Below are 18,428 nucleotides of genomic sequence, written 5' to 3'. Positions count from 1 at the left end.
CTACTTCAAGCCGCCGTCCAGTACGGCGGCTTGTGCTTTTGATGAAGGCGGATGCCGCCTCTGGAGAGAATTCTGAAATGATCAAAGTCCCGTTGACCGTGCGCGGTGCCGAGCTGCTGAAAGAAGAGCTGCAACGCCTCAAGAGCGTGGAGCGTCCGGCCGTGATCGAGGCGATTGCCGAAGCACGCTCGCATGGCGACCTGTCGGAGAACGCCGAATACGACGCGGCCAAGGAGCGGCAGGGCTTTGTCGAAGGCCGTATCGCCGAGCTGGAAGCCAAATTGTCCAATGCGCTGGTGGTGAACCCGGCCGAACTGGACGCCGACGGCCGCGTGGTGTTCGGCGCCACCGTCGAGCTCATGGAGCTGGAGACCGAGGAAAACGTCACCTACCAGATCGTTGGCGACGACGAGGCTGACATCAAGGTGTGCAAGGTGTCGGTCAATTCCCCGATCGCGCGCGCGCTGATCGGCAAGGAAGCCGGCGACGTGGCCGAGGTGGTGGCCCCGGGCGGCATCCGCGAATACGAAGTGCTCGACGTCAAATACATCTGAGTCCCGCCGGCGAGCGGGCTTGACGGTCCGCGCGCGGCGCGGCGTGGGAGAGGGGCTGAGACATGGATGGATTGCGTTCCATCGCCAAGACGTTCTGGATTGGCGGCTTGTGGGTGATCGGCATCATCGTGGCGCCGGTGCTGTTCGCCATGCTGGACCGGGTCACCGCCGGCATGGTGGCCGGCAAGCTGTTCGCCAGCATCGCCTGGGTGGGGCTGGTGTGCGGGGCGATCCTGCTGGTAGACCATATCCGCCGCAACGGCGCGGCGGGGATCAAGGAAAGCGGTTTCTGGCTGGTGATGGGCATGCTGGCCTGCACGCTGATCAATCATTTCGCCGTCACTCCCATCATCGCCAACCTCAAGGCGCAGATGAATCATGCGGCCGAAGGCCTGTTCGGCGGAGGCTTCGCCACCTGGCACGCGATTTCCAGCCTAATCTATCTGGTGCAGAGCTTGATGGGCTTGGTCTACGTCTGGCGCAACGATTAAGGCGCCGTTCACGGTCCGTGAATATCCCGTCTGGAGCGGACAAAACAAAAGCGGTGGCATGCCACCGCTTTTCTTCAAGCGCGATCGCTGCGAACGGCGTTCAGCCCTTCAGCGCCTGCTTGTTCTTAGGCAGAACAATGCGCTCTTTATCGCTGGGGCGCCACAGCACCAGCAACTTGCCGATGTGCTGGACCGGGGCGGCGCCCAAGTCTTCGCAGATCTGCTCGAACATGGCGACGCGCGCTTCGCGGTCGTCGCCCAGCACGCGGACTTTGATCAGTTCGTGGGCGTCCAGATTGATGGCGACTTCGCGGATCACCGCTTCGGTCAGGCCGTTGTTGCCTATCATCACCACCGGGTTGAGGTCGTGCGCCAGTCCCTGCAGATACTTGCGCTGGAACGGCTTGAGTTCAATTTTCATGAGAAATACGGATTTACAAAGCAAAAGCCGATTCTACTCGAGTTGAGCGCTTTCCCAAAGTCCGGACCTAAAATAAATGAAAAACAACAGGATAGCGCGGCTGACCTGTTGCCCCATCTAAATATAAAGAGCATGCACAATGGCTAGAAGCAAGACCAGCAATGGCTGGCTGAAGGAACACGTCAACGATCCCTACGTCAATCAGGCGCAGAAAGACGGCTACCGCGCGCGCGCTGCGTACAAGCTGCTGGAAATCAACGACAAGGACAAGCTGATCGGTGTCGGCACGGTGCTGGCCGACCTCGGTTCCACCCCCGGCAGCTGGTCGCAGGTGGCGGCGCGCATCGTCGGCGACAGTGGCAAGGTGTTCGCGCTTGACATTCTGGACATGGATCCGGTGCCCGGCGTCGACTTCATTCAAGGCGACTTCCGCGAAGAGGAAGTGCTGGCGCAATTCGTGCAATTGCTTGGCGGCCGCGAATTGGACCTTGTAATTTCCGATATGGCGCCCAATATGTCAGGCATGAGCGCCATCGACCAGGCCAGGAGTTTTCTGCTGTGCGAACTGGCGTTGGAATTTGCGCGAGATCACTTGAAACCTGGCGGACATTTTCTCGTCAAAGTGTTCCAGGGCAGCGATTTCCAAGCCTATCTCAAGTCCATGCGCGAGCTGTTCGACGAGGTAGTCACCCGCAAGCCGAAAGCGTCGCGCGACCGTTCCAGCGAAATTTACCTGCTGGGCAAAGGGCGACGCTGACATAAAGTGGCTCGCGGCGTACAATCAAAGCAAATATCTAGACAAGCAACCAAAAAGTCAGGGCACAGAGGAGTCCGCCACTCGTGAACAATATCGGCAAAAACATCGCGATATGGGTCATCATCGGTTTGGTACTGATGACGGTATTCAATCAGTTCAACAAGCGTCAGGATACCCAAAATCAGCTTGAATATTCGCAGTTCATCAGCGATGTCGAGTCCGGCAAGGTCCAGTCCCTGACCATAGAAGGCCACCCGCTGCGCGGGCAATGGCTGAAAGGCAAGCTGACCGACGGCTCCGCGTTCAGCACCTACGCGCCTTACGACCCGCAACTGGTCGACGACCTGATCAAGAACAACGTCCGTTTCTCAGCCAAGCCGGAAGAAGAACCGTCGATGCTGATGAATATTTTCATCAGCTGGTTCCCGATGCTGCTGCTGATCGGCGTATGGGTGTTCTTCATGCGTCAGATGCAGGGCGGCGGCAAGGGCGGCGCGTTCTCCTTCGGCAAGAGCAAGGCCAGAATGCTGGATCAGGACGCCAATACCGTTACTTTCTCCGACGTCGCCGGTTGCGACGAGGCCAAGGAAGAAGTGAAGGAGATCGTCGATTATCTGCGAGACCCTTCCCGCTACCAGAGCTTGGGCGGCCGCATTCCGCGCGGCGTCCTGCTGGCCGGCTCGCCCGGTACCGGCAAGACCTTGTTGGCCAAGGCCATCGCTGGCGAGGCCAAGGTGCCCTTCTTCAGCATTTCCGGCTCCGACTTCGTTGAAATGTTCGTCGGCGTGGGCGCGGCCCGCGTACGGGACATGTTCGAGCAGGCCAAGAAGAACTCGCCGTGCATCATCTTCATCGACGAGATCGACGCGGTGGGGCGTCAACGCGGCGCTGGCCTCGGCGGCGGCAACGACGAGCGCGAACAGACGCTGAACCAGCTTCTGGTGGAAATGGACGGTTTCGACACCAATTCCACCGTGATCGTGATCGCCGCGACCAACCGTCCGGACGTGCTGGACCCGGCCTTGCAGCGTCCGGGCCGTTTCGACCGGCAGGTGGTGGTGCCACTGCCGGATATTCGCGGCCGCGAACAGATTCTGGGCGTGCACATGCGCAAGGTGCCGATCGCCGCCGACGTCAACGCCGAGGTGATCGCGCGCGGCACGCCGGGTTTCTCCGGCGCCGACCTCGCCAACCTGATCAACGAAGCCGCCCTGTTCGCTGCGCGCCGCAACAAGCGCCTGGTAGACATGGAGGATCTCGAGTCCGCCAAGGACAAGATCATGATGGGCGCGGAGCGCCGCAGCATGGTGATGACCGACGAAGAGAAGCGCAACACCGCTTACCACGAGTCCGGCCACGCCGTCGTGGCCAAGCTCTTGCCCAAGGCGGATCCGGTGCACAAGGTCACCATCATCCCGCGCGGCCGCGCATTGGGCGTGACCATGCAGTTGCCGGAGCAGGACCGTTTCGCTTATGACCGCGGTTATCTGCTGGATCGCGTCGCCATTCTGTTCGGCGGCCGCATCGCGGAAGAGCTGTTCATGAATCAGATGACCACCGGCGCTTCCAACGACTTCGAGCGCGCCACGCAAATGGCGCGCGACATGGTGACCCGTTACGGCATGAGCGACAAGCTGGGCCCGATGGTGTACGGCGAGAACGAGGGCGAAGTCTTCCTCGGCCGCTCCATCACTACCCACAAGAATCTGTCCGAAGCCACCATGCAGCAGGTGGACGCTGAAATCCGCCGCATTATCGACGAGCAATACGCGCTGGCGCGCCGCTTGCTGGAAGAGAACCGCGACAAAGTGGAGGCGATGACCGCCGCGCTGCTGGAATGGGAAACCATCGATGCGGATCAGATCAACGACCTGATGGACGGCAAGCCGCCGCGCCCGCCCAAGCCGGGCGCCGGTTTCGCGGCCAAGCCGCAGGAAGACAAGCCGACTCCGCCGGCCGCCGAGGCGACCTCGGATCCGGCTCAGGAAGTCTGAGTCTCTCCGTCACGAAGCCGGGCAAGCCTTGAAGGGCTTGCCCGGCTTTTTTGCGACAATCCGTTCTCATTTCTTCCTCTCCATAGTGTAGCCAGATCATGAAACCCTCTTTGCAATGCGGGCGCTTCACGCTCGATCTGTCCCGTCCCTTGGTGATGGGCATTCTGAACGTCACCCCTGACTCCTTTTCCGACGGCGGCCGTTTCAACGGCCTGGAACAGGCGCTGCGCCACGCCGAGCGGATGCTGGAGGAGGGCGCGGCCATCCTCGATATCGGAGGCGAATCTACGCGACCCAACGCTCCCCATGTCAGTCCGGAGCAAGAGATGGAGCGGGTGCTGCCGGTGCTGGAGCGTCTGCGCGACATCGGCGCGCCGCTGTCGCTGGATACCCGCCGCGCGGCGGTGATGCGCGAAGCGTTGGCCTTGGGCGCGGTGGATTTGGTCAACGACGTGTCGGCGCTGGAAGACGCGGGCGCGTTGGAACTGATGGCGGCTGCCGACGTCGCGGTTTGCCTGATGCACAAGCAGGGCAACCCGGACACGATGCAGGATCGGCCGGAGTACGCGGATGTGGCGGCTGAAGTGGCGGGCTACCTGGTTCGCCGCGTCCAGTTGTGTCTGGACGCCGGCATCGCCCGCGACAGGCTGCTGGTTGATCCCGGCTTTGGTTTTGGCAAGACGCTGGAACACAACCTGGCCTTGCTGCGCGGCTTGCCGGAGATTGAACGCGCCGCCGGTGCGCCGTTGTTGGTGGGCTTGAGCCGCAAATCCATGCTGGGCGCGATCACCGGCGAAGCGGCGCCGGCGGAGCGGCTGGGCGCCAGCGTGGCTGCGGCGTTGGAGTCGGCGCGTCGCGGCGCGCGCATCATTCGCGTGCACGACGTCAAGGCCACCCGTCAGGCCTTGCAAGTGCTGGGCGCTTTGGAAAGTTTGAACTGATAGTGGTGTCTGGCGCACAATAGCCGGCGTAGCGATTACAGCGGTTGGCCAGAAGCCGGCCGGATTCGAGAGAAAAACATGAGCCGTAAATACTTTGGCACCGATGGCGTGCGCGGCGAGGTCGGTCAATTCCCGATCACGCCTGAATTCGTGATGAAACTGGGCTATGCCGCCGGCCGCGTATTGGTCGACCACGACAAGGCGCATCGTCCCACGGTTTTGATCGGCAAGGACACCCGGATTTCCGGCTATATGCTGGAAGCGGCGCTGCAAGCCGGTTTTTCCGCCGCCGGCGTCAATGTGCTGCTGACCGGCCCGTTGCCGACGCCGGGCATTGCTTACCTGACCCGCGCGCTGCGCCTGGAGGCCGGGGTGATGATCTCCGCTTCGCACAATCCGTTCCAGGATAACGGCATCAAGTTCTTCGCCGAAGGCGGCAAGAAGCTGGACGACGCCATTGAGCTGGAAATCGAGTCGATGCTGGAGCAGCCGATGGCGACCAATCCGTCCGAGGAATTGGGCCGGGTGCGCCGCATCGAAGGCGCGGTAGAGCGCTACATCGAGTTTTGCAAAAGCAGCTTTCCCAACGATCGCGATCTCAAGGGCTTGAAGTTGGTGGTGGATTGCGCCCACGGCGCCACCTACCACGTCGCGCCCAAGGTGTTCCATGAACTGGGCGCCGAGGTGGTGACCATAGGCGGCGAGCCGGACGGCTACAACATCAACGAGAAGGTGGGCGCCACCTATCCCAAGACCTTGCAGGTGGCGGTGCTGGAGCACCATGCCGATTACGGCATCGCGCTGGACGGCGACGGTGACCGTCTTATCATGGTGGACCGCGAAGGCACCGTATACGACGGCGATCAGCTGATCTATGTGATTGCCAAGGCGCGCGCGGCCAGGGGCGAGCTCAAGGGCGGCGTGGTCGGCACGGTGATGACCAATCTGGCGATGGAGCTGGCGCTGAACAAACAGGGCGTGGAGTTTGGCCGCGCCAAGGTGGGCGACCGCTATGTGTTGGAAATGCTGCATGGCAAAGGGTGGCAGGTGGGCGGCGAAGCCTCCGGCCATATCTTGTGCCTGGACTGCCACTCTACCGGCGACGGCATCATTTCCAGCCTGCAAGTGCTGGCCAGCCTGACCGATCTGGGCATGAGCCTGGCCGACGCCTGCAGCGACTGGCAGCCGTATCCTCAGACGCTGATTAATGTTCGCCACAACGGTTGCGATTGGAAGAGCGCTTCCGCGGAATCCCTGGCCGCCGCCGAGCAGGCCTTGCAAGGCCGCGGCCGCGTGGTGTTGCGTCCATCCGGCACTGAGCCGGTGGTGAGGGTGATGGTGGAAGCCGACGACAAGGCGCTGGCCGATCAGTGGGCGCAGTCCATTGCGGCGGCGATCCAGAGCGTCGCCTGATCGCGACAGCCGGCTAGCGCCGGCATCAGCATGAAAACGCCATACATTGTTTGTTTGGCGTTTTTTTATTGCCTGAATTTGAAAAGAAGCGGAGCTTACTGTTTTCAGGTGAAACATACAGATAGCGACTTTGCGTGCAACTGTATCTAATGACATCTTTTTGTCATTGCGCACTGGTTAGAATCAGCGCTCCTTACGCTCGTGATGAACCCAGACAATGAAGACAGCAAACGCATTCAAAGCGCTGAGCCCCATCGCCATGGCAGTGGCGTTGGCGATTCCGGCCCTGGCCCAGGCCGCTTGCGGCGCCGCCGGCGCCACTTTGATCCATGAGGTGCAGGGCCGCGCCGTCGGCAGTCCGATGCAGGGCAAGACCGTCACGGTGGAGGGCGTTGTCAGCGGCGCCTTCACCGGAGCCGGCCAACTGCGTGGTTTCTACTTGCAAGAAGAAGCGCGGGACCAGGACGCGGACCCGGCCACTTCGGAAGGCGTGTTCGTCTTCCTCGGCAATCTGGCCGCGCCGGCGCTTAAGCCCGGCGACGTGGTGCGCGTCACCGGCAAGGTGTCCGAGTACAGCCGCAAGGGCGACGCCGCCAGCGAGACCCAGATCACCCCGACCACTATCGCCGCGGTGGAGCAGTGCGCCTACCGCGAGCCGCTGACCTACGCCAGCCTGCGGCTGCCCTTGAAGTCCAGCGCCCAGCTGGAGGCGCTAGCCGGCATGGCAGTGCGCCTGGAAGGTCCTGTCTACGTCGCCGCCAATTACGACTATGGCCGCTACGGCGAACTGACGCTATCCAGCCAGCCGCGGCTGTGGACCGCCACCCAGCGCTTTCTGCCCGGCAGCGCCGAAGCCAAGGCGCTGACCGAGGCCAATCAATTGGACAAGCTGACCCTGGACGACGGCTTGCAGATCCAAAACGCCAATGCCTGGCTGCCGGCGCCCGGCGGCCTCTCCGCCAGCCAGACCTTGCGCAGCGGCGACCGTCTGGACGGCGTGACCGGCGTGGTCAGCTACGCCTTCGGCAAATATCGGCTGCAGCCGCTGGCCGCGCCGCGCGTGACGGCCGGCAATCCGCGCCCCGGCGCGCCGAAGCGTCAGCTGGAAAGCGTGCGTTTCGCCAGTTTCAATGTGCTCAACTTCTTCAATGGCGACGGCCAGGGCAAGGGTTTCCCAACGCCGCGCGGCGCCAAGACTCTGCAGGATTTCGAGCGCCAGCGCGCCAAGATCGTGGCCGCGATCCGTCAACTGGACGCTGATGTAGTGGGCCTGATGGAAATCGAGAATGATGGCTTCGACCGCTACTCGGCGATCCAGGACCTAGTTAATGCGTTGAACCAGGGCCAGCCCCAGCCCAAGCAATACCAATTCGCCAACCCCGGCCTGCCGCAAGTGGGCAGCGACGCGATCACCACGGGGCTGATCTACCGTCCGACCGTGGTGACGGCGGAAGGCAAGGCCGAGGTAAGGGTGGTGGGCAATCCGCAGAAGAACCGGCCGGCCTTGTTGCAGACCTTTGTGCTGGACGCCAAGAGCAAGACCCGGGTCACCGTGGCGGTCAACCATCTGAAGTCCAAAGGCAGCAGCTGCGCGGACCTGGTGGTGGACGGACAGGCGGATGTGGATAAGGGCGACGGCCAGGGTAATTGCAATCTGACCCGGGTGCAGGCGGTGCGCGATCTGATGGCGTGGTACGCCACCCGTCCGCAGCCCGGCCCTAACGACGGCATGCTGTTGCTGGGCGATATGAATTCCTACGCCAAGGAAGATCCGATCCGCGCCTTTGAAAGCGCCGGCTTCAACAATCTGCTGGCGCGCTGGAGCCGCGACGCCTATTCCTATGTATTCAACGGTGAATTCGGCAACCTGGACCATGCCTTGGCCGACAAGCCGCTGAGCTCCATGGTGCTGGCCGCCGGCGAGTGGCATATCAACGCCGACGAGCCGACGGCGCTGGAATACAGCAGCGAGTTCAAGAGCGCGGAGCAGCAACAGAAATACTACGCGGCGGACGCTTATCGTTCTTCGGACCATGATCCCTTGTACGTCGACGTGGCGCGTCGCGGCAACGCGGTGGCGGCTGCGGATGAAGGCGGCTTGGCTCTGTTGCTGGGCTTGGGCGCGTTGGGGGCGACGGCGCTGTGGCGCCGCAAGCGCTGAAGGCCTTGGCCGGCCGGCTGCAGCTGGGTTTGGGCCTCGCCGTCCTGCTGCCGCTGGCCGCGCCCTGGGGCGCGGCGGCGTTGGCGTGGCGTTTCGAGCCGTGGAACGCCGAGGAGTGGTGGCGGGCGCTGAGCGGCGGCTGGGTGCACGCCGACGCGCGTCATGCCTGCCTCAACAGCGCGGCGCTGGCGGTGCTGGCCTGCTTGGGGCGGGACCGGGCGTCGTTGCTGCTGGGGTTGGTGCTGGCGGCGCCGCCTCTAATCGCAGTAATGCAGTGGCTGTGGCCGACGCCGCAGGCCTTTGTCGGCGCGTCCGGCCTGGTTTATTGCTGGTGGGCGGCGCTGGCCCTGACGCAGCCCCGCTGGCGCGGCTTGTGGCTGGCCGCCCTGCTGGCCCGGCTGGTTTGGCAAAGCCTATTTCCGGGTAACTGGAGCGGCGGCGAGCCGGTATTGACGTCGGCGCATTGGAGCGGCGCGGTCTTGGGTGTGTTGGCCGCCTGCGGCTGGCTGCGCTGGATTCAGTTTTTAACGAGGCGCGGCACTCTCGGCGCCACTGCGCACATCAGTTCGTAGCCCAAGGTGCCCGCGCCGGCGGCGACTTGTTCTATCGGCACTTGAGGGCCCCACAGTTCAACCCGGCTGCCAATGCCGGCCTGGGGCAGAGCGCTCAGGTTCACCGCCAGCATGTCCATGGATACCCGGCCGACGATGCCGCTGGGCAGGCCATCCACCGCGACCGGCGTGCCGTTGTCGGCGATGCGCGGATAGCCGTCGGCGTAGCCGCAAGCGACGATGCCGACTCGCATGTCGCGTTCGGCCACCAGGCGGCGGCCGTAGCCGACGGCGTCGCCGGCCGGCACCCTTTGCACCGCGATGACGCGGCTGCTCAGCGTCATCGCCGCCTGTAGGCCCAGGCCGGCGGCGTCGATGTCGGCGAAGGGCGAACAGCCGTAGAGCACGATGCCGGGGCGCACGATGGCGCCGTGGGTATGCGGGTGGCGGAACAGCGCGGCGGAGTTGGCGGCGCTGACCGGCAGCGCGCTGGGCGCAATCAAGGGCTGGAAGCGCCCCCATTGCTCGGCGACGCCGTAGTCGTCGTCGGCGGTGGCGAAGTGGGTCATCAGCGCATCGACGCGCGCGCCGGGCTGAGCGTGCAATTGCGCCAGCGCGGCGGGGGCTTCCGCCGGGGTGAAGCCCAGCCGGTTCATGCCGCTGTTGATCTTGAGCCAGACGGAAACCGGCTGTTTGGCGGAACCTTTGGCCAGCCAGCTTATCTGTTGTTGGGAATGTACCGCGCCGCCTAGCCGGTAATGCGCCATCGCCGCGGCTTCCTCGGCGTCGAAAGCGCCTTCCAGCAGTACGATGTCCTGTTGGACGCCGGCTTCGCGCAAGCGGACGGCGTCCTCGATATTGAGCAGGGCGAAACCGTCGGCGACATCGGCCAAGGCTTGGATCGCGTCCAGCAGTCCATGGCCGTAGGCATTGGCCTTGAGCACGGCGTATGCCTTGGATTGAGGGGCCTGGGCGCGGGAAAGCAGGTAGTTGTGGCGGATGGCGGCGCGGTGGATTTCCACCTGGATAGGGCGAGTCATGTCAAGAAAGTCTGCGTTGGAGGTGTGCTATTATAAGCCCCTGGTGATGTACCCCGATAACGCAGCCGCGCCAGGATCGTCCTGAACGGAGACATGGCGGCAAGCGGAATAAAATGGACACTCTGCAAATACTTCTCGATTTTTTCACTGGCTACGGCTACGTCGCCGTATTCACCGTGTTGCTGGTATGCGGTTTCGGCGTGCCGATCCCCGAAGACATTACCTTGGTGGCCGGAGGCATTATTTCCGGCCTAGGCTACACCAATGTGCATTGGATGTTTCTCGTCGGCATGGCCGGGGTGCTGGCCGGAGACGGCATCATGTTCACCGCCGGGCGCGTGTTCGGCAACCGGGTGCTGAAGTTCCGGCCCATCGCGCGCATCCTGACTCAGGAGCGTTTTGAAGCGGTGCAGGAAAAGTTCGAAAAGTACGGCAATTGGGTACTGTTCGTCGCCCGTTTCCTGCCGGGACTGCGCTCTCCCATCTTTATCACCGCCGGCATGACCCGCCGTATTTCCTACTGGCGCTTTCTGGTGATGGACGGCTTTGCCGCGCTGATCTCGGTGCCGGTGTGGGTGTATCTCGGCTATTACGGCGCCGCCAACCGCGAGTGGTTGATGACCATGGTGCACCGCGGGCAGGCCGGCATTCTGGCGGTGGTGGCCGCCTTGCTGCTGGGCGTGGCCTTCGTCTGGATGCGTCGCCGTCGTCAGCATCAGTGCGTGAAGAAATAAGCTCGCGCCATCCAATGAAAAAAGCTTCCCTGGGGAAGCTTTTTTTACGTCCTTGCGCAGCTGGGGTTCAACCCACTTGCAAGAGATCCACCTCGAACACCAGAGTGGCGTTGGGAGGAATCACGCCGCCGGCGCCGCGCGCGCCGTAGCCCAGCTCGGCCGGAATGGTCAGTTTGCGCTTGCCGCCCACTTTCATGCCGGCCACGCCTTGGTCCCAGCCCTTGATCACATAGCCGGCGCCCAACGGGAAGCTGAACGGCTGGAAGCGGTCCTTGCTGGAATCGAACTTGGTGCCGTCGGTCAGCCAGCCAGTGTAGTGCACGGTGACTTCCTGGCCGCTGACGGCTTCGGCGCCGTCGCCGATCGCCAGTTCTTCGATAATCAGTTCGCTCATGAGATGTCCTTTCGCGCAAGCGCGGGATGAGGCCCGGCCCGGCGGCGCGAAGCGCGGCGCGCGCCAAGGGCCGTGGCAATCGCGGGATTATAGCAGCCGGACGGCCAGCTTGTGTTTTGCGACGCGTGGCGTATAACGGTAAGGATGCGGGGGCTGCCTCGCATCGTATCCTTGAGGGGGATTTGTCATGGACGCGACTCACGATATCCCGCGCGATCGCCCGGTTGCGCGCAAGGTGGAAACCTCCCGGCCGTTGCAATGGCTGAAAAAAGGCTTCCGCGATTTTCAAAAAGCCCCGGCCGACTGCCTGTTTTACGGCGCGGTATTCGTGTTGATGGGGTATTTGCTGACCTTGTACTCCGAGCACTCTCCTGAACTGATTATCACCTTCGCCACCATTTTCCTGTTGGCCGGCCCCTTTTTGGCGATAGGCCTATACGACATCGCCAAGCAGATGGAGGCTTTCGACGGTCATGGGCGGGTCAAGCTGGCGCACAGCATGGCGGCCTGGCGCGTCAACTTGCCGGCTTTTACCTTGTACGCGGCCTTGCTGGCGGTGCTGGTGTTCGGTTGGTTCCGGGTGTCCTTGCTGATGTTCGCGCTGTTCTACGACACTGCCGCCTTGCCGTCCTTGAACGACATTGTGGCCAACGCCTTCAACCCGGACAATGTCGCCTTCCTGGTGGCCTACTTCGCGGTGGGCTTCCTGTTTGCCCAGGTGGTGTTCTCGGTTAGCGTGGTCTCCATTCCCTTGATGTTGGATAAGGAGGTGGACACCGTCACCGCGATGATCGCCAGCGTGCAGGCGGTGCTGAAGAATCTGCTGACGATGGGCATATGGGCGGCTATCATTGTGGCGCTGAGCGCGGTGGGCTTTGTGACTTATTTCCTGGGCCTGATCATCATCATGCCGGTTCTGGCGCTGGCCAGCTGGCATGCTTACCGCGATTTGATCACTTTCGAGAGATGACTGAATAGCTGATGACCCACTCCGTCGTGTTTCTTGACCGGGACAGCTTGCCTGTCCCGGTTCCGCTTTTGCCGTTCCCGTCCGAATATCACGAGTTCCCCTCCACCAGCGTCGAAGACGCGGCGATGAATTGCTCGGGGGCGGATATCGTCATCACCAACAAGGTGCCGTTGCGGCGGGAAACCCTGGAGCAACTGCCCGGGCTGAAGCTGGTGGCGGTGGCCGCCACCGGTTACAACCATGTCGATCTGGACGCTTGTCGCGAGCTGGGCATCGCCGTCTGCAACATCCGCCATTACGGCGACGACACCGTGGCCGAACACGCGCTGACCCTGATGCTGGCCCTGGCCAAGAACCTACCCGCCTATCAGCGCGACGTCGCCGCCGGGGTGTGGCAGCAATCGAGGCAGTTCTGCCATTTCGGCGCGCCGATCCGCGATTTGCGGGGCGCGACCTTGGGCATTGTCGGCGCGGGCGGCATTGGCCTGCGCCTGGCGGAGATGGCCGGCGCGATTGGCATGCAGGTGTTGTTCGTCGAGCGCAAAGGCGCCAAGGAGCTGCGTTCCGGGCATGTGGCTTTTGCCGAGGCCCTGGCGCAGGCCGATGTGATTTCGCTGCATTGTCCATTGACCGAGGACACCCGGGACTTGATCGCCCAGCCGGAACTGATTTTGATGAAGCCCGGCGCCTTGCTGATCAATACCGCGCGCGGCGGCCTGGTTAACGAGGAGGACCTGGTGGCCGCGCTGAAATATGGGCAACTGGGCGGCGCCGGTTTCGATGTGCTGAGCGAAGAACCGCCGGTTCATGGCAATCCTCTGTTGAAAACCCGCTTGCCCAATTTGATTGTCACCCCTCATGTGGGTTGGGCCAGCCGGCAGGCGATGGAGCGTCTGGCCGCACAGCTGGTGGACAATATCGCGGCCTTTGTCGCGGGCATAGAGCGCAATCGTTTGTTGTGAGGCGCGCCTATTTGAGGCTTCAAGCCGGCTAAGGCCGGCTTTTTTGATGATTCATCTTAAATATAATATTTATATAAATGATTTAATATTTTATTTGTTGTTAACTGTTAAAAAACTATTTGCATTTTGTTTATTGTGGGAATAGCATGAGGATGCTCTTCTGGCTTTGCCAGTACGAGCTGCCCCGCTTGATCGCCGTGGAGGGTTTCCCCCCACGGCTCTTTTTTTGCCTGTCGCCAGGCAATGCAAAACGCCCGGCGGAACCGGGCGTTGGTCATGGGAAGCGCTTGTCGGGCGTGCGGCGTCAGTCCGGGATGTCGTTGGGGTTGATGCGGAGTTGCCCCTCCGCCCCCATGCCCAACTTGCCGCGAATACAGCCGATGTAGCGATTCACGTCCGGGCCGCCGCCATGACGCTGAGCGTGCCAGATCATCTCGCCGAGACAATCCATCATCGCGTGCTGCGCCAGATGTTCGCTGCCGTGGCGCAGCGCCAGCTGTGCGTACAGCGAGCGGATGCCGAAGGGCTGGTCGATGGAGCGTTGTTCCTCAATAGCCACATGCAGGCCCAGGTGGAGGAAGGGATTGCTCTGGCCCATTTCCGGAGTCCACTCCTGTTCCATATACTGTTCCGGCCGATCCAGAATGGCGTGATACTCCGGGTGGTCTATAAGAATGGGGAGCACCATTTTTTCCAGATCGGACAAGTCCGTCCTGGATTTGGATTTCTGCCAGGTGTCGAAGAAGAAGCGCCGGGCGTCCTGCCGGCTGGGATTGAACAACATTCGGATAGTGCCTGAGTGGATTCTCGGGAGCGCTCATTATACGAGACGGAGGTGGCCATGACCACGCTTTACGACTTCACCGCCGCGCGCATAGACGGCAGCGAACAGCCGCTGTCGGCCTACACCGGCCAAGTGACGTTGGTGGTGAATACCGCCAGCGAGTGCGGCTACACCCGGCAGTACGCCGGCTTGCAGGACTTGCAGCAAGGCTTGGGCGGCCGCGGACTGGCTGTGCTGGGATTCCCTTGCAATCAGTTCGGCGGCCAGGAGCCGGGCGACGAGGCCGAGATCGAGCGTTTTTGCCGGACGCGCTTCGAGGTGGATTTCCCCATGTTCGCGAAGGTGGAGGTCAACGGGCCGCGGGCTCATCCGCTGTGGCGCTGGCTGACTCAGGCTGACTCCACCCATCCGCACCCGGTGAAGTGGAACTTCACCAAATTCCTGATTGATGCCAAGGGAAGGGTGGTAAAGCGTTACGAGCCGGCGGTGGAGCCGCACGAATTGCTGGAGGATATCGAGGCCTTGCTGCCGCGAGGCGGCTGAGAACCTGTTTACGATCTGCTGCGCGTCGGCGATACGGCGTTGAAAACGGCTTCGAAATGCTCATGTACCGTGTGTACACTCCGCTTTCTCAGCTGTTTTAGCCTTGTCTCACCTTAGCTCGCGAGATCGTAAACACGTTCTGAGAGACTTTGAACCGGCGCTGATGCCCGCTGCTTGCGGCGGGCATGGGAGGCGATCAGCGGCGGCGGAAAATCACGTCCCACACGCCGTGGCCCAGCTTGATGCCGCGGGCCTCGAACTTAGTCAGCGGACGGTAGTCCGGACGAGGCGCGTAGCCATCGGCGGTATTGGCCAGCTGCGGCTGGCTGCTGAACACGTCCATGATTTGCATGGCGTAGTCTTCCCAGTCGGTGGCGGCGTGCAGGTAGCCGCCCGGCTTGAGCTTGGTGATCAGCTTCTCCACCAGCGGCGCCTGGATCAAGCGCCGCTTGTTGTGGCGTTTCTTGTGCCAGGGGTCGGGGAAGAAAATATGCACGCCGTCCAGGCTGCCGTCGGCCAGCATGTGATCCAGCACTTCCACCGCGTCGTGGCGGATGATGCGCAGATTGTTCAATTCCTTTTCCGCGATCAGCTTGCACAGATTGCCGACGCCGGGAGAGTGCACCTCCACGCCCAGGTAGTCTTGACCCGGATTGGCGGCGGCGATTTCGGCGGTGGCGCCGCCCATGCCGAAGCCGATCTCCAGAATTTTGGGCGCGGCGCGGCCGAAGGCCTGCTCCAGATCGATGCGCTCGGGGCGGTATTCGATGCCCCAGCGCGGCATGCCTTCGTCCATCGCGCGTTGCTGGCCGGGAGACAGATGGCCTTGGCGCAGCACGAAGCTGCGGATGGCGCGTTGAAATGCCGGATTTTCCATAGAGAAGCCTGCTGAAAACTCAAAAAAACCGCGATGTTACCGAATCTTGGCCGCCGAGGCGAGCGCGACGGCGATGCGTTCCGGCGCTTGGGCCAGCGCCGCCAGGTAGACGGCGGTGTCGGGCCAGCGGAGTTCCGGCAGCAATTCCCGGCGCAAACGCCGGTTGTCCAACTGCCTGGACTCCATCATATAAGACCATAGACCAGCGGAGACCCGGGCGCGGACTTCCTCGCGCGGCAGCAAGGGCGGCAAGGCCAGGCCAAGCGTGGCGGCGAGCCGGCGATACCACTCGCTGATCGGCAGCGGCTGATCGTCGCTGACGTTGTAGACGCGCGGACCGCCGCGACATTGCCGCAATGCGGCCACGCAGGCGGCGGCAAGGTCGTCGGCGTGGATGTGATTGCTCCAGCTGTCCTCTTCCGGGCGAATCAGCGGCGTTTGCGAGGCGAAGCGGCTCAGCGGCAGGCGGTTGTCGGCGTAGATGCCCGGCGCGCGCAACACGGTCAGTTGACTGCCGTGGGCTGCGGCAAAGCTTCGCAATTGGGTTTCGGCGTCCAAGCGGCGCAAGGCGCGGTCGTTGTGCGGGCGGAGACGGGCGCCTTCGTCCAGCAAAGCCCCGTCGGCGTTGCCGTACACGCCGCTGGTGCTGATATAGACTAGACGCTGTGGTATCCTGCAACCTTTTGCCAACGCAGACAACAACTTGCGCATGCGCAAGTCCTTGCGGCCGGTTTCCTGGGGGGGAGCGGTCAGCAGCAGATCGTCGGCAAGGCCGGCCAATCGGCGCAGAGTGACGGGGTCGTCCAGATCGCCCCGGATGGGCGTGACGCCCTGGCGGCGCAGCGCTTCGGCGCTCGCGCTCGAGCGGCATAGCGCCAGCACTCGCCAGCGGCGGGTCAGTTCCGGCAAAGCGCGGCGCGCGACATCGCCGGCGCCGATGATCATCAAGGTTCGCATGATGTGCATTTTAGCCAGATATTGAGTAGAGGAAACAGATGACAGCGCAGGTGAAAGTGCTCCCCAGCGGGCATACATTTGGCGTCGAGCCGCATGAAACCGTATTGGAAGCGGCGTTGCGTCAGGGAGTGGGCCTGCCCTACGGCTGCCGCGACGGCGCGTGCGGCGCCTGCAAAGGCAAGGTAGTGGAAGGCGAAGTGAGTCAGGATGGTTTCCAGGAGAAAGCCTTGACCGAGGCCGAACGCGCCCAGGGCCTGGCGCTGTTCTGTTGTTCCCGTCCTCAGGGCGACATCACCATCGAGGCTCGCGAAGTGGCCGGAGCCGGCGATATCCAGATCAAGACCTTGCCGTGCCGTGTAGAGAAAATCGAAAAAATCCACGACGTGGCGGTGCTCAAGCTCAAGCTGCCGGTATCGGAGCGCTTGCAGTTCAAGGCTGGTCAATACATTGACATCCTGATGAAGGACGGCAAGAAGCGAAGCTTCTCCATCGCCAATGCGCCGCATGACGACGATTTTCTAGAGCTGCATATCCGTCATCAGCCCGGCGGCTCGTTCTCCGACTATGTGTTCAGCCAGATGAAGGAGCGCGAGATCATGCGCTTCAAGGGGCCCTTGGGCTCCTTCTTCCTGCGCGAGGATTCCGACAAGCCTATCCTCTTCGTGGCCAGCGGCACCGGTTTCGCGCCGGTCAAGGGCATTATCGAGCACGCGATCCACAGCGGCATCCAGCGCGAGATGGTGTTCTACTGGGGCGCGCGGACCAAGGCCGACCTCTATATGGCGGAGCTGGCCGGCGTTTGGCAGGCGCAGAATCCCAACATCACCTTCATACCGGTATTGTCCGACGCGCTGCCGACAGACGACTGGGCGGGTCGCACAGGCTTTGTTCATCAGGCGGTGCTGGAGGATTTCGAAAATCTGTCCGGCTATCAGGTTTACGCTTGCGGCGCGCCGCTGATGGTGGAGGCCGCGCACGGTAGCTTCACGCGCGAGCGCGGCTTGCCGGAGGACGAATTCTTCTCAGACGCGTTCTTCCTGTCCAAGGATATGGGCGGCAGCAAGTGAGCGCATCGGCGCGACATGAATGACGTGCGCCGATTTTTGAGACGGAACTGATCCGAACTGTATCGCTTTGCGAGCAACTGTAATGATATAAGTTGCTGATTTTTAGGAAATGAGCCCCTGGCGAGAGCCAGGGGCTTTTTATTTGCCTTGCATCAAATTTGCAGGTCATGCCATTTGATTTGGGTCAATGGGTGGACGCCCCAACTGGCTAAGATGAGGGTCAAGAAACCTATATGGGGCGTGGCCCCGGAAAAGGAGTGGCGATGGAACTTCTGACTCTGCTTCTCTCCGACGATGTCGGCATTTTAAGCTTGGTGACCATTGTGGTGACCACCTTGGTGGTGCTAGGCGCTCTGGTGGCGATTTTCAAGAACGTGAAAAAGCCAGAGTAAGCGCCTGAGCAAAAAGCATGTATTTATCCTCTTGATGTGTGTGTTGGTGGATGCGGTGGTGGGCCGCATCCACTTTTTTTTGCGCCTTGATCTTGATCCCGCTCTCTTTCATCGCTTAATTGACGCGCGATGCGCGCTTATCCTGAATTTCTCCTTGCCGGAATATCCCCTTCTTGAATCTTCGCCCGCAAAGTTCCACGCATTCAATAATTAATAGTTAGTTAAAAGAAAAGTAAGTAAATATTTTGTGCGCTGCACATTTTATTATTTTGTCATTCTTGTGGGGGGGTTCTATAAAGCTTTTGTTCTATTGCCATTGTGGGTGAGATAGAGCAGGGGTGAGCTATTTGACGCAGGTCAAACGGATGTTCGACTGTTCTGGCGATCACTAAATCCGAGGTATACCATTGTCTCAGATGATAAGA

The 18,428-nt window shown here is 61.8% G+C and carries 20 protein-coding genes; 14 read left to right on the top strand and 6 right to left on the bottom strand.

The annotated features are described in order from the left end of the window. Positions 1-77 precede the first annotated feature (77 nt). Both greA and HA052_RS13620 read left to right on the top strand, forming a co-directional pair. A complete protein-coding gene (greA, locus tag HA052_RS13625) occupies positions 78-554 on the top strand; it encodes a transcription elongation factor GreA (RefSeq protein ID WP_081545262.1) in 477 nt (158 codons plus the stop codon). A gap of 62 nt (positions 555-616) precedes the next feature. After that, positions 617-1,045 (top strand): DUF4149 domain-containing protein, encoded by a 429-nt coding sequence (locus HA052_RS13620; RefSeq protein WP_081545263.1) that lies wholly within the window; start codon positions 617-619, stop codon positions 1,043-1,045. Between the two features lie 100 nt (positions 1,046-1,145). On the opposite strand, the gene yhbY is transcribed toward HA052_RS13620, so the two are convergent. Further along, the gene (gene yhbY / locus HA052_RS13615; RefSeq protein ID WP_081545264.1) at positions 1,146-1,466 is read right to left on the bottom strand and encodes a ribosome assembly RNA-binding protein YhbY; all 321 of its coding nucleotides are present in this window, start codon (positions 1,464-1,466) and stop codon (positions 1,146-1,148) included. Positions 1,467-1,605: 139 nt separating this feature from the next. Between yhbY and HA052_RS13610 the strand changes: the two genes are divergently transcribed. The 6 genes from HA052_RS13610 to HA052_RS13585 all read left to right on the top strand — a co-directional run bounded on the left by HA052_RS13610 (position 1,606) and on the right by HA052_RS13585 (position 9,304). Beyond that, on the top strand, positions 1,606-2,223 hold the full coding sequence (locus HA052_RS13610; RefSeq protein WP_081545265.1) for an RlmE family RNA methyltransferase: 618 nt from the start codon (positions 1,606-1,608) through the stop codon (positions 2,221-2,223). An 83-nt stretch (positions 2,224-2,306) separates the two neighbouring features. Beyond that, positions 2,307-4,217: an ATP-dependent zinc metalloprotease FtsH gene (ftsH, locus tag HA052_RS13605; protein WP_081545266.1), complete on the top strand. Its 1,911-nt coding sequence runs from the start codon at positions 2,307-2,309 to the stop codon at positions 4,215-4,217. A 98-nt stretch (positions 4,218-4,315) separates the two neighbouring features. Then, positions 4,316-5,158: a dihydropteroate synthase gene (gene folP / locus HA052_RS13600; protein WP_081545267.1), complete on the top strand. Its 843-nt coding sequence runs from the start codon at positions 4,316-4,318 to the stop codon at positions 5,156-5,158. Between the two features lie 78 nt (positions 5,159-5,236). After that, positions 5,237-6,571: a phosphoglucosamine mutase gene (glmM, locus tag HA052_RS13595; RefSeq protein WP_081545268.1), complete on the top strand. Its 1,335-nt coding sequence runs from the start codon at positions 5,237-5,239 to the stop codon at positions 6,569-6,571. A gap of 217 nt (positions 6,572-6,788) precedes the next feature. Next, positions 6,789-8,732: an ExeM/NucH family extracellular endonuclease gene (locus HA052_RS13590; RefSeq protein WP_166452318.1), complete on the top strand. Its 1,944-nt coding sequence runs from the start codon at positions 6,789-6,791 to the stop codon at positions 8,730-8,732. Beyond that, entirely contained in the window at positions 8,714-9,304 is a 591-nt protein-coding gene (locus HA052_RS13585) for a rhomboid family intramembrane serine protease (RefSeq protein ID WP_166452317.1), read from the top strand. The genes HA052_RS13590 and HA052_RS13585 overlap by 19 nt, the downstream gene beginning before the upstream one ends. Here the strand turns inward: HA052_RS13585 and alr are convergent. Beyond that, a complete protein-coding gene (gene alr / locus HA052_RS13580; RefSeq protein ID WP_166452316.1) occupies positions 9,250-10,323 on the bottom strand; it encodes an alanine racemase in 1,074 nt (357 codons plus the stop codon). The genes HA052_RS13585 and alr overlap by 55 nt on opposite strands. Positions 10,324-10,436: 113 nt before the next feature. On the opposite strand from alr, the gene HA052_RS13575 reads away from it, so the two are divergent. Beyond that, the gene (locus HA052_RS13575; protein WP_166452315.1) at positions 10,437-11,057 is read left to right on the top strand and encodes a DedA family protein; all 621 of its coding nucleotides are present in this window, start codon (positions 10,437-10,439) and stop codon (positions 11,055-11,057) included. 67 nt (positions 11,058-11,124) lie between these two features. On the opposite strand, the gene HA052_RS13570 is transcribed toward HA052_RS13575, so the two are convergent. After that, a complete protein-coding gene (locus tag HA052_RS13570; protein ID WP_081545272.1) occupies positions 11,125-11,451 on the bottom strand; it encodes an FKBP-type peptidyl-prolyl cis-trans isomerase in 327 nt (108 codons plus the stop codon). A gap of 187 nt (positions 11,452-11,638) precedes the next feature. On the opposite strand from HA052_RS13570, the gene HA052_RS13565 reads away from it, so the two are divergent. Further along, positions 11,639-12,421: a DUF2189 domain-containing protein gene (locus HA052_RS13565; RefSeq protein ID WP_166452314.1), complete on the top strand. Its 783-nt coding sequence runs from the start codon at positions 11,639-11,641 to the stop codon at positions 12,419-12,421. An 11-nt stretch (positions 12,422-12,432) separates the two neighbouring features. After that, on the top strand, positions 12,433-13,383 hold the full coding sequence (locus tag HA052_RS13560) for a D-2-hydroxyacid dehydrogenase (RefSeq protein ID WP_166452313.1): 951 nt from the start codon (positions 12,433-12,435) through the stop codon (positions 13,381-13,383). 304 nt (positions 13,384-13,687) lie between these two features. Here HA052_RS13560 and HA052_RS13555 read toward each other — a convergent pair whose 3' ends face one another. Further along, positions 13,688-14,167 carry a DUF1841 family protein gene (locus HA052_RS13555; protein ID WP_206118898.1) on the bottom strand — a complete coding sequence of 160 codons (480 nt, stop codon included), beginning with the start codon at positions 14,165-14,167 and terminating at the stop codon, positions 13,688-13,690. Positions 14,168-14,224: 57 nt separating this feature from the next. Between HA052_RS13555 and HA052_RS13550 the strand changes: the two genes are divergently transcribed. Next, entirely contained in the window at positions 14,225-14,710 is a 486-nt protein-coding gene (locus HA052_RS13550; protein WP_081545275.1) for a glutathione peroxidase, read from the top strand. A gap of 196 nt (positions 14,711-14,906) precedes the next feature. Here the strand turns inward: HA052_RS13550 and trmB are convergent, their stop codons facing one another. Beyond that, complete coding sequence (gene trmB, locus HA052_RS13545; protein WP_166452312.1) at positions 14,907-15,587, bottom strand: tRNA (guanosine(46)-N7)-methyltransferase TrmB; 681 nt, start codon at positions 15,585-15,587, stop codon at positions 14,907-14,909. Positions 15,588-15,623: 36 nt separating this feature from the next. Then, positions 15,624-16,544 carry an NAD-dependent epimerase/dehydratase family protein gene (locus HA052_RS13540; RefSeq protein ID WP_166452311.1) on the bottom strand — a complete coding sequence of 307 codons (921 nt, stop codon included), beginning with the start codon at positions 16,542-16,544 and terminating at the stop codon, positions 15,624-15,626. Between the two features lie 38 nt (positions 16,545-16,582). On the opposite strand from HA052_RS13540, the gene HA052_RS13535 reads away from it, so the two are divergent. Then, positions 16,583-17,611, top strand: coding sequence for a CDP-6-deoxy-delta-3,4-glucoseen reductase (locus tag HA052_RS13535; RefSeq protein WP_166452310.1), 1,029 nt, complete (start codon positions 16,583-16,585; stop codon positions 17,609-17,611). 263 nt (positions 17,612-17,874) lie between these two features. Beyond that, complete coding sequence (locus HA052_RS13530) at positions 17,875-18,003, top strand: DUF3149 domain-containing protein (protein ID WP_019103856.1); 129 nt, start codon at positions 17,875-17,877, stop codon at positions 18,001-18,003. The last annotated feature ends 425 nt before the right edge of the window (positions 18,004-18,428 follow it).

The organism is Chromobacterium fluminis (genome assembly GCF_011602385.1).
GTDB lineage: Bacteria > Pseudomonadota > Gammaproteobacteria > Burkholderiales > Chromobacteriaceae > Chromobacterium > Chromobacterium fluminis.
Note: the sequence above shows the minus strand (reverse complement) of the source record. Positions and strands in the feature narration are given on the sequence as shown.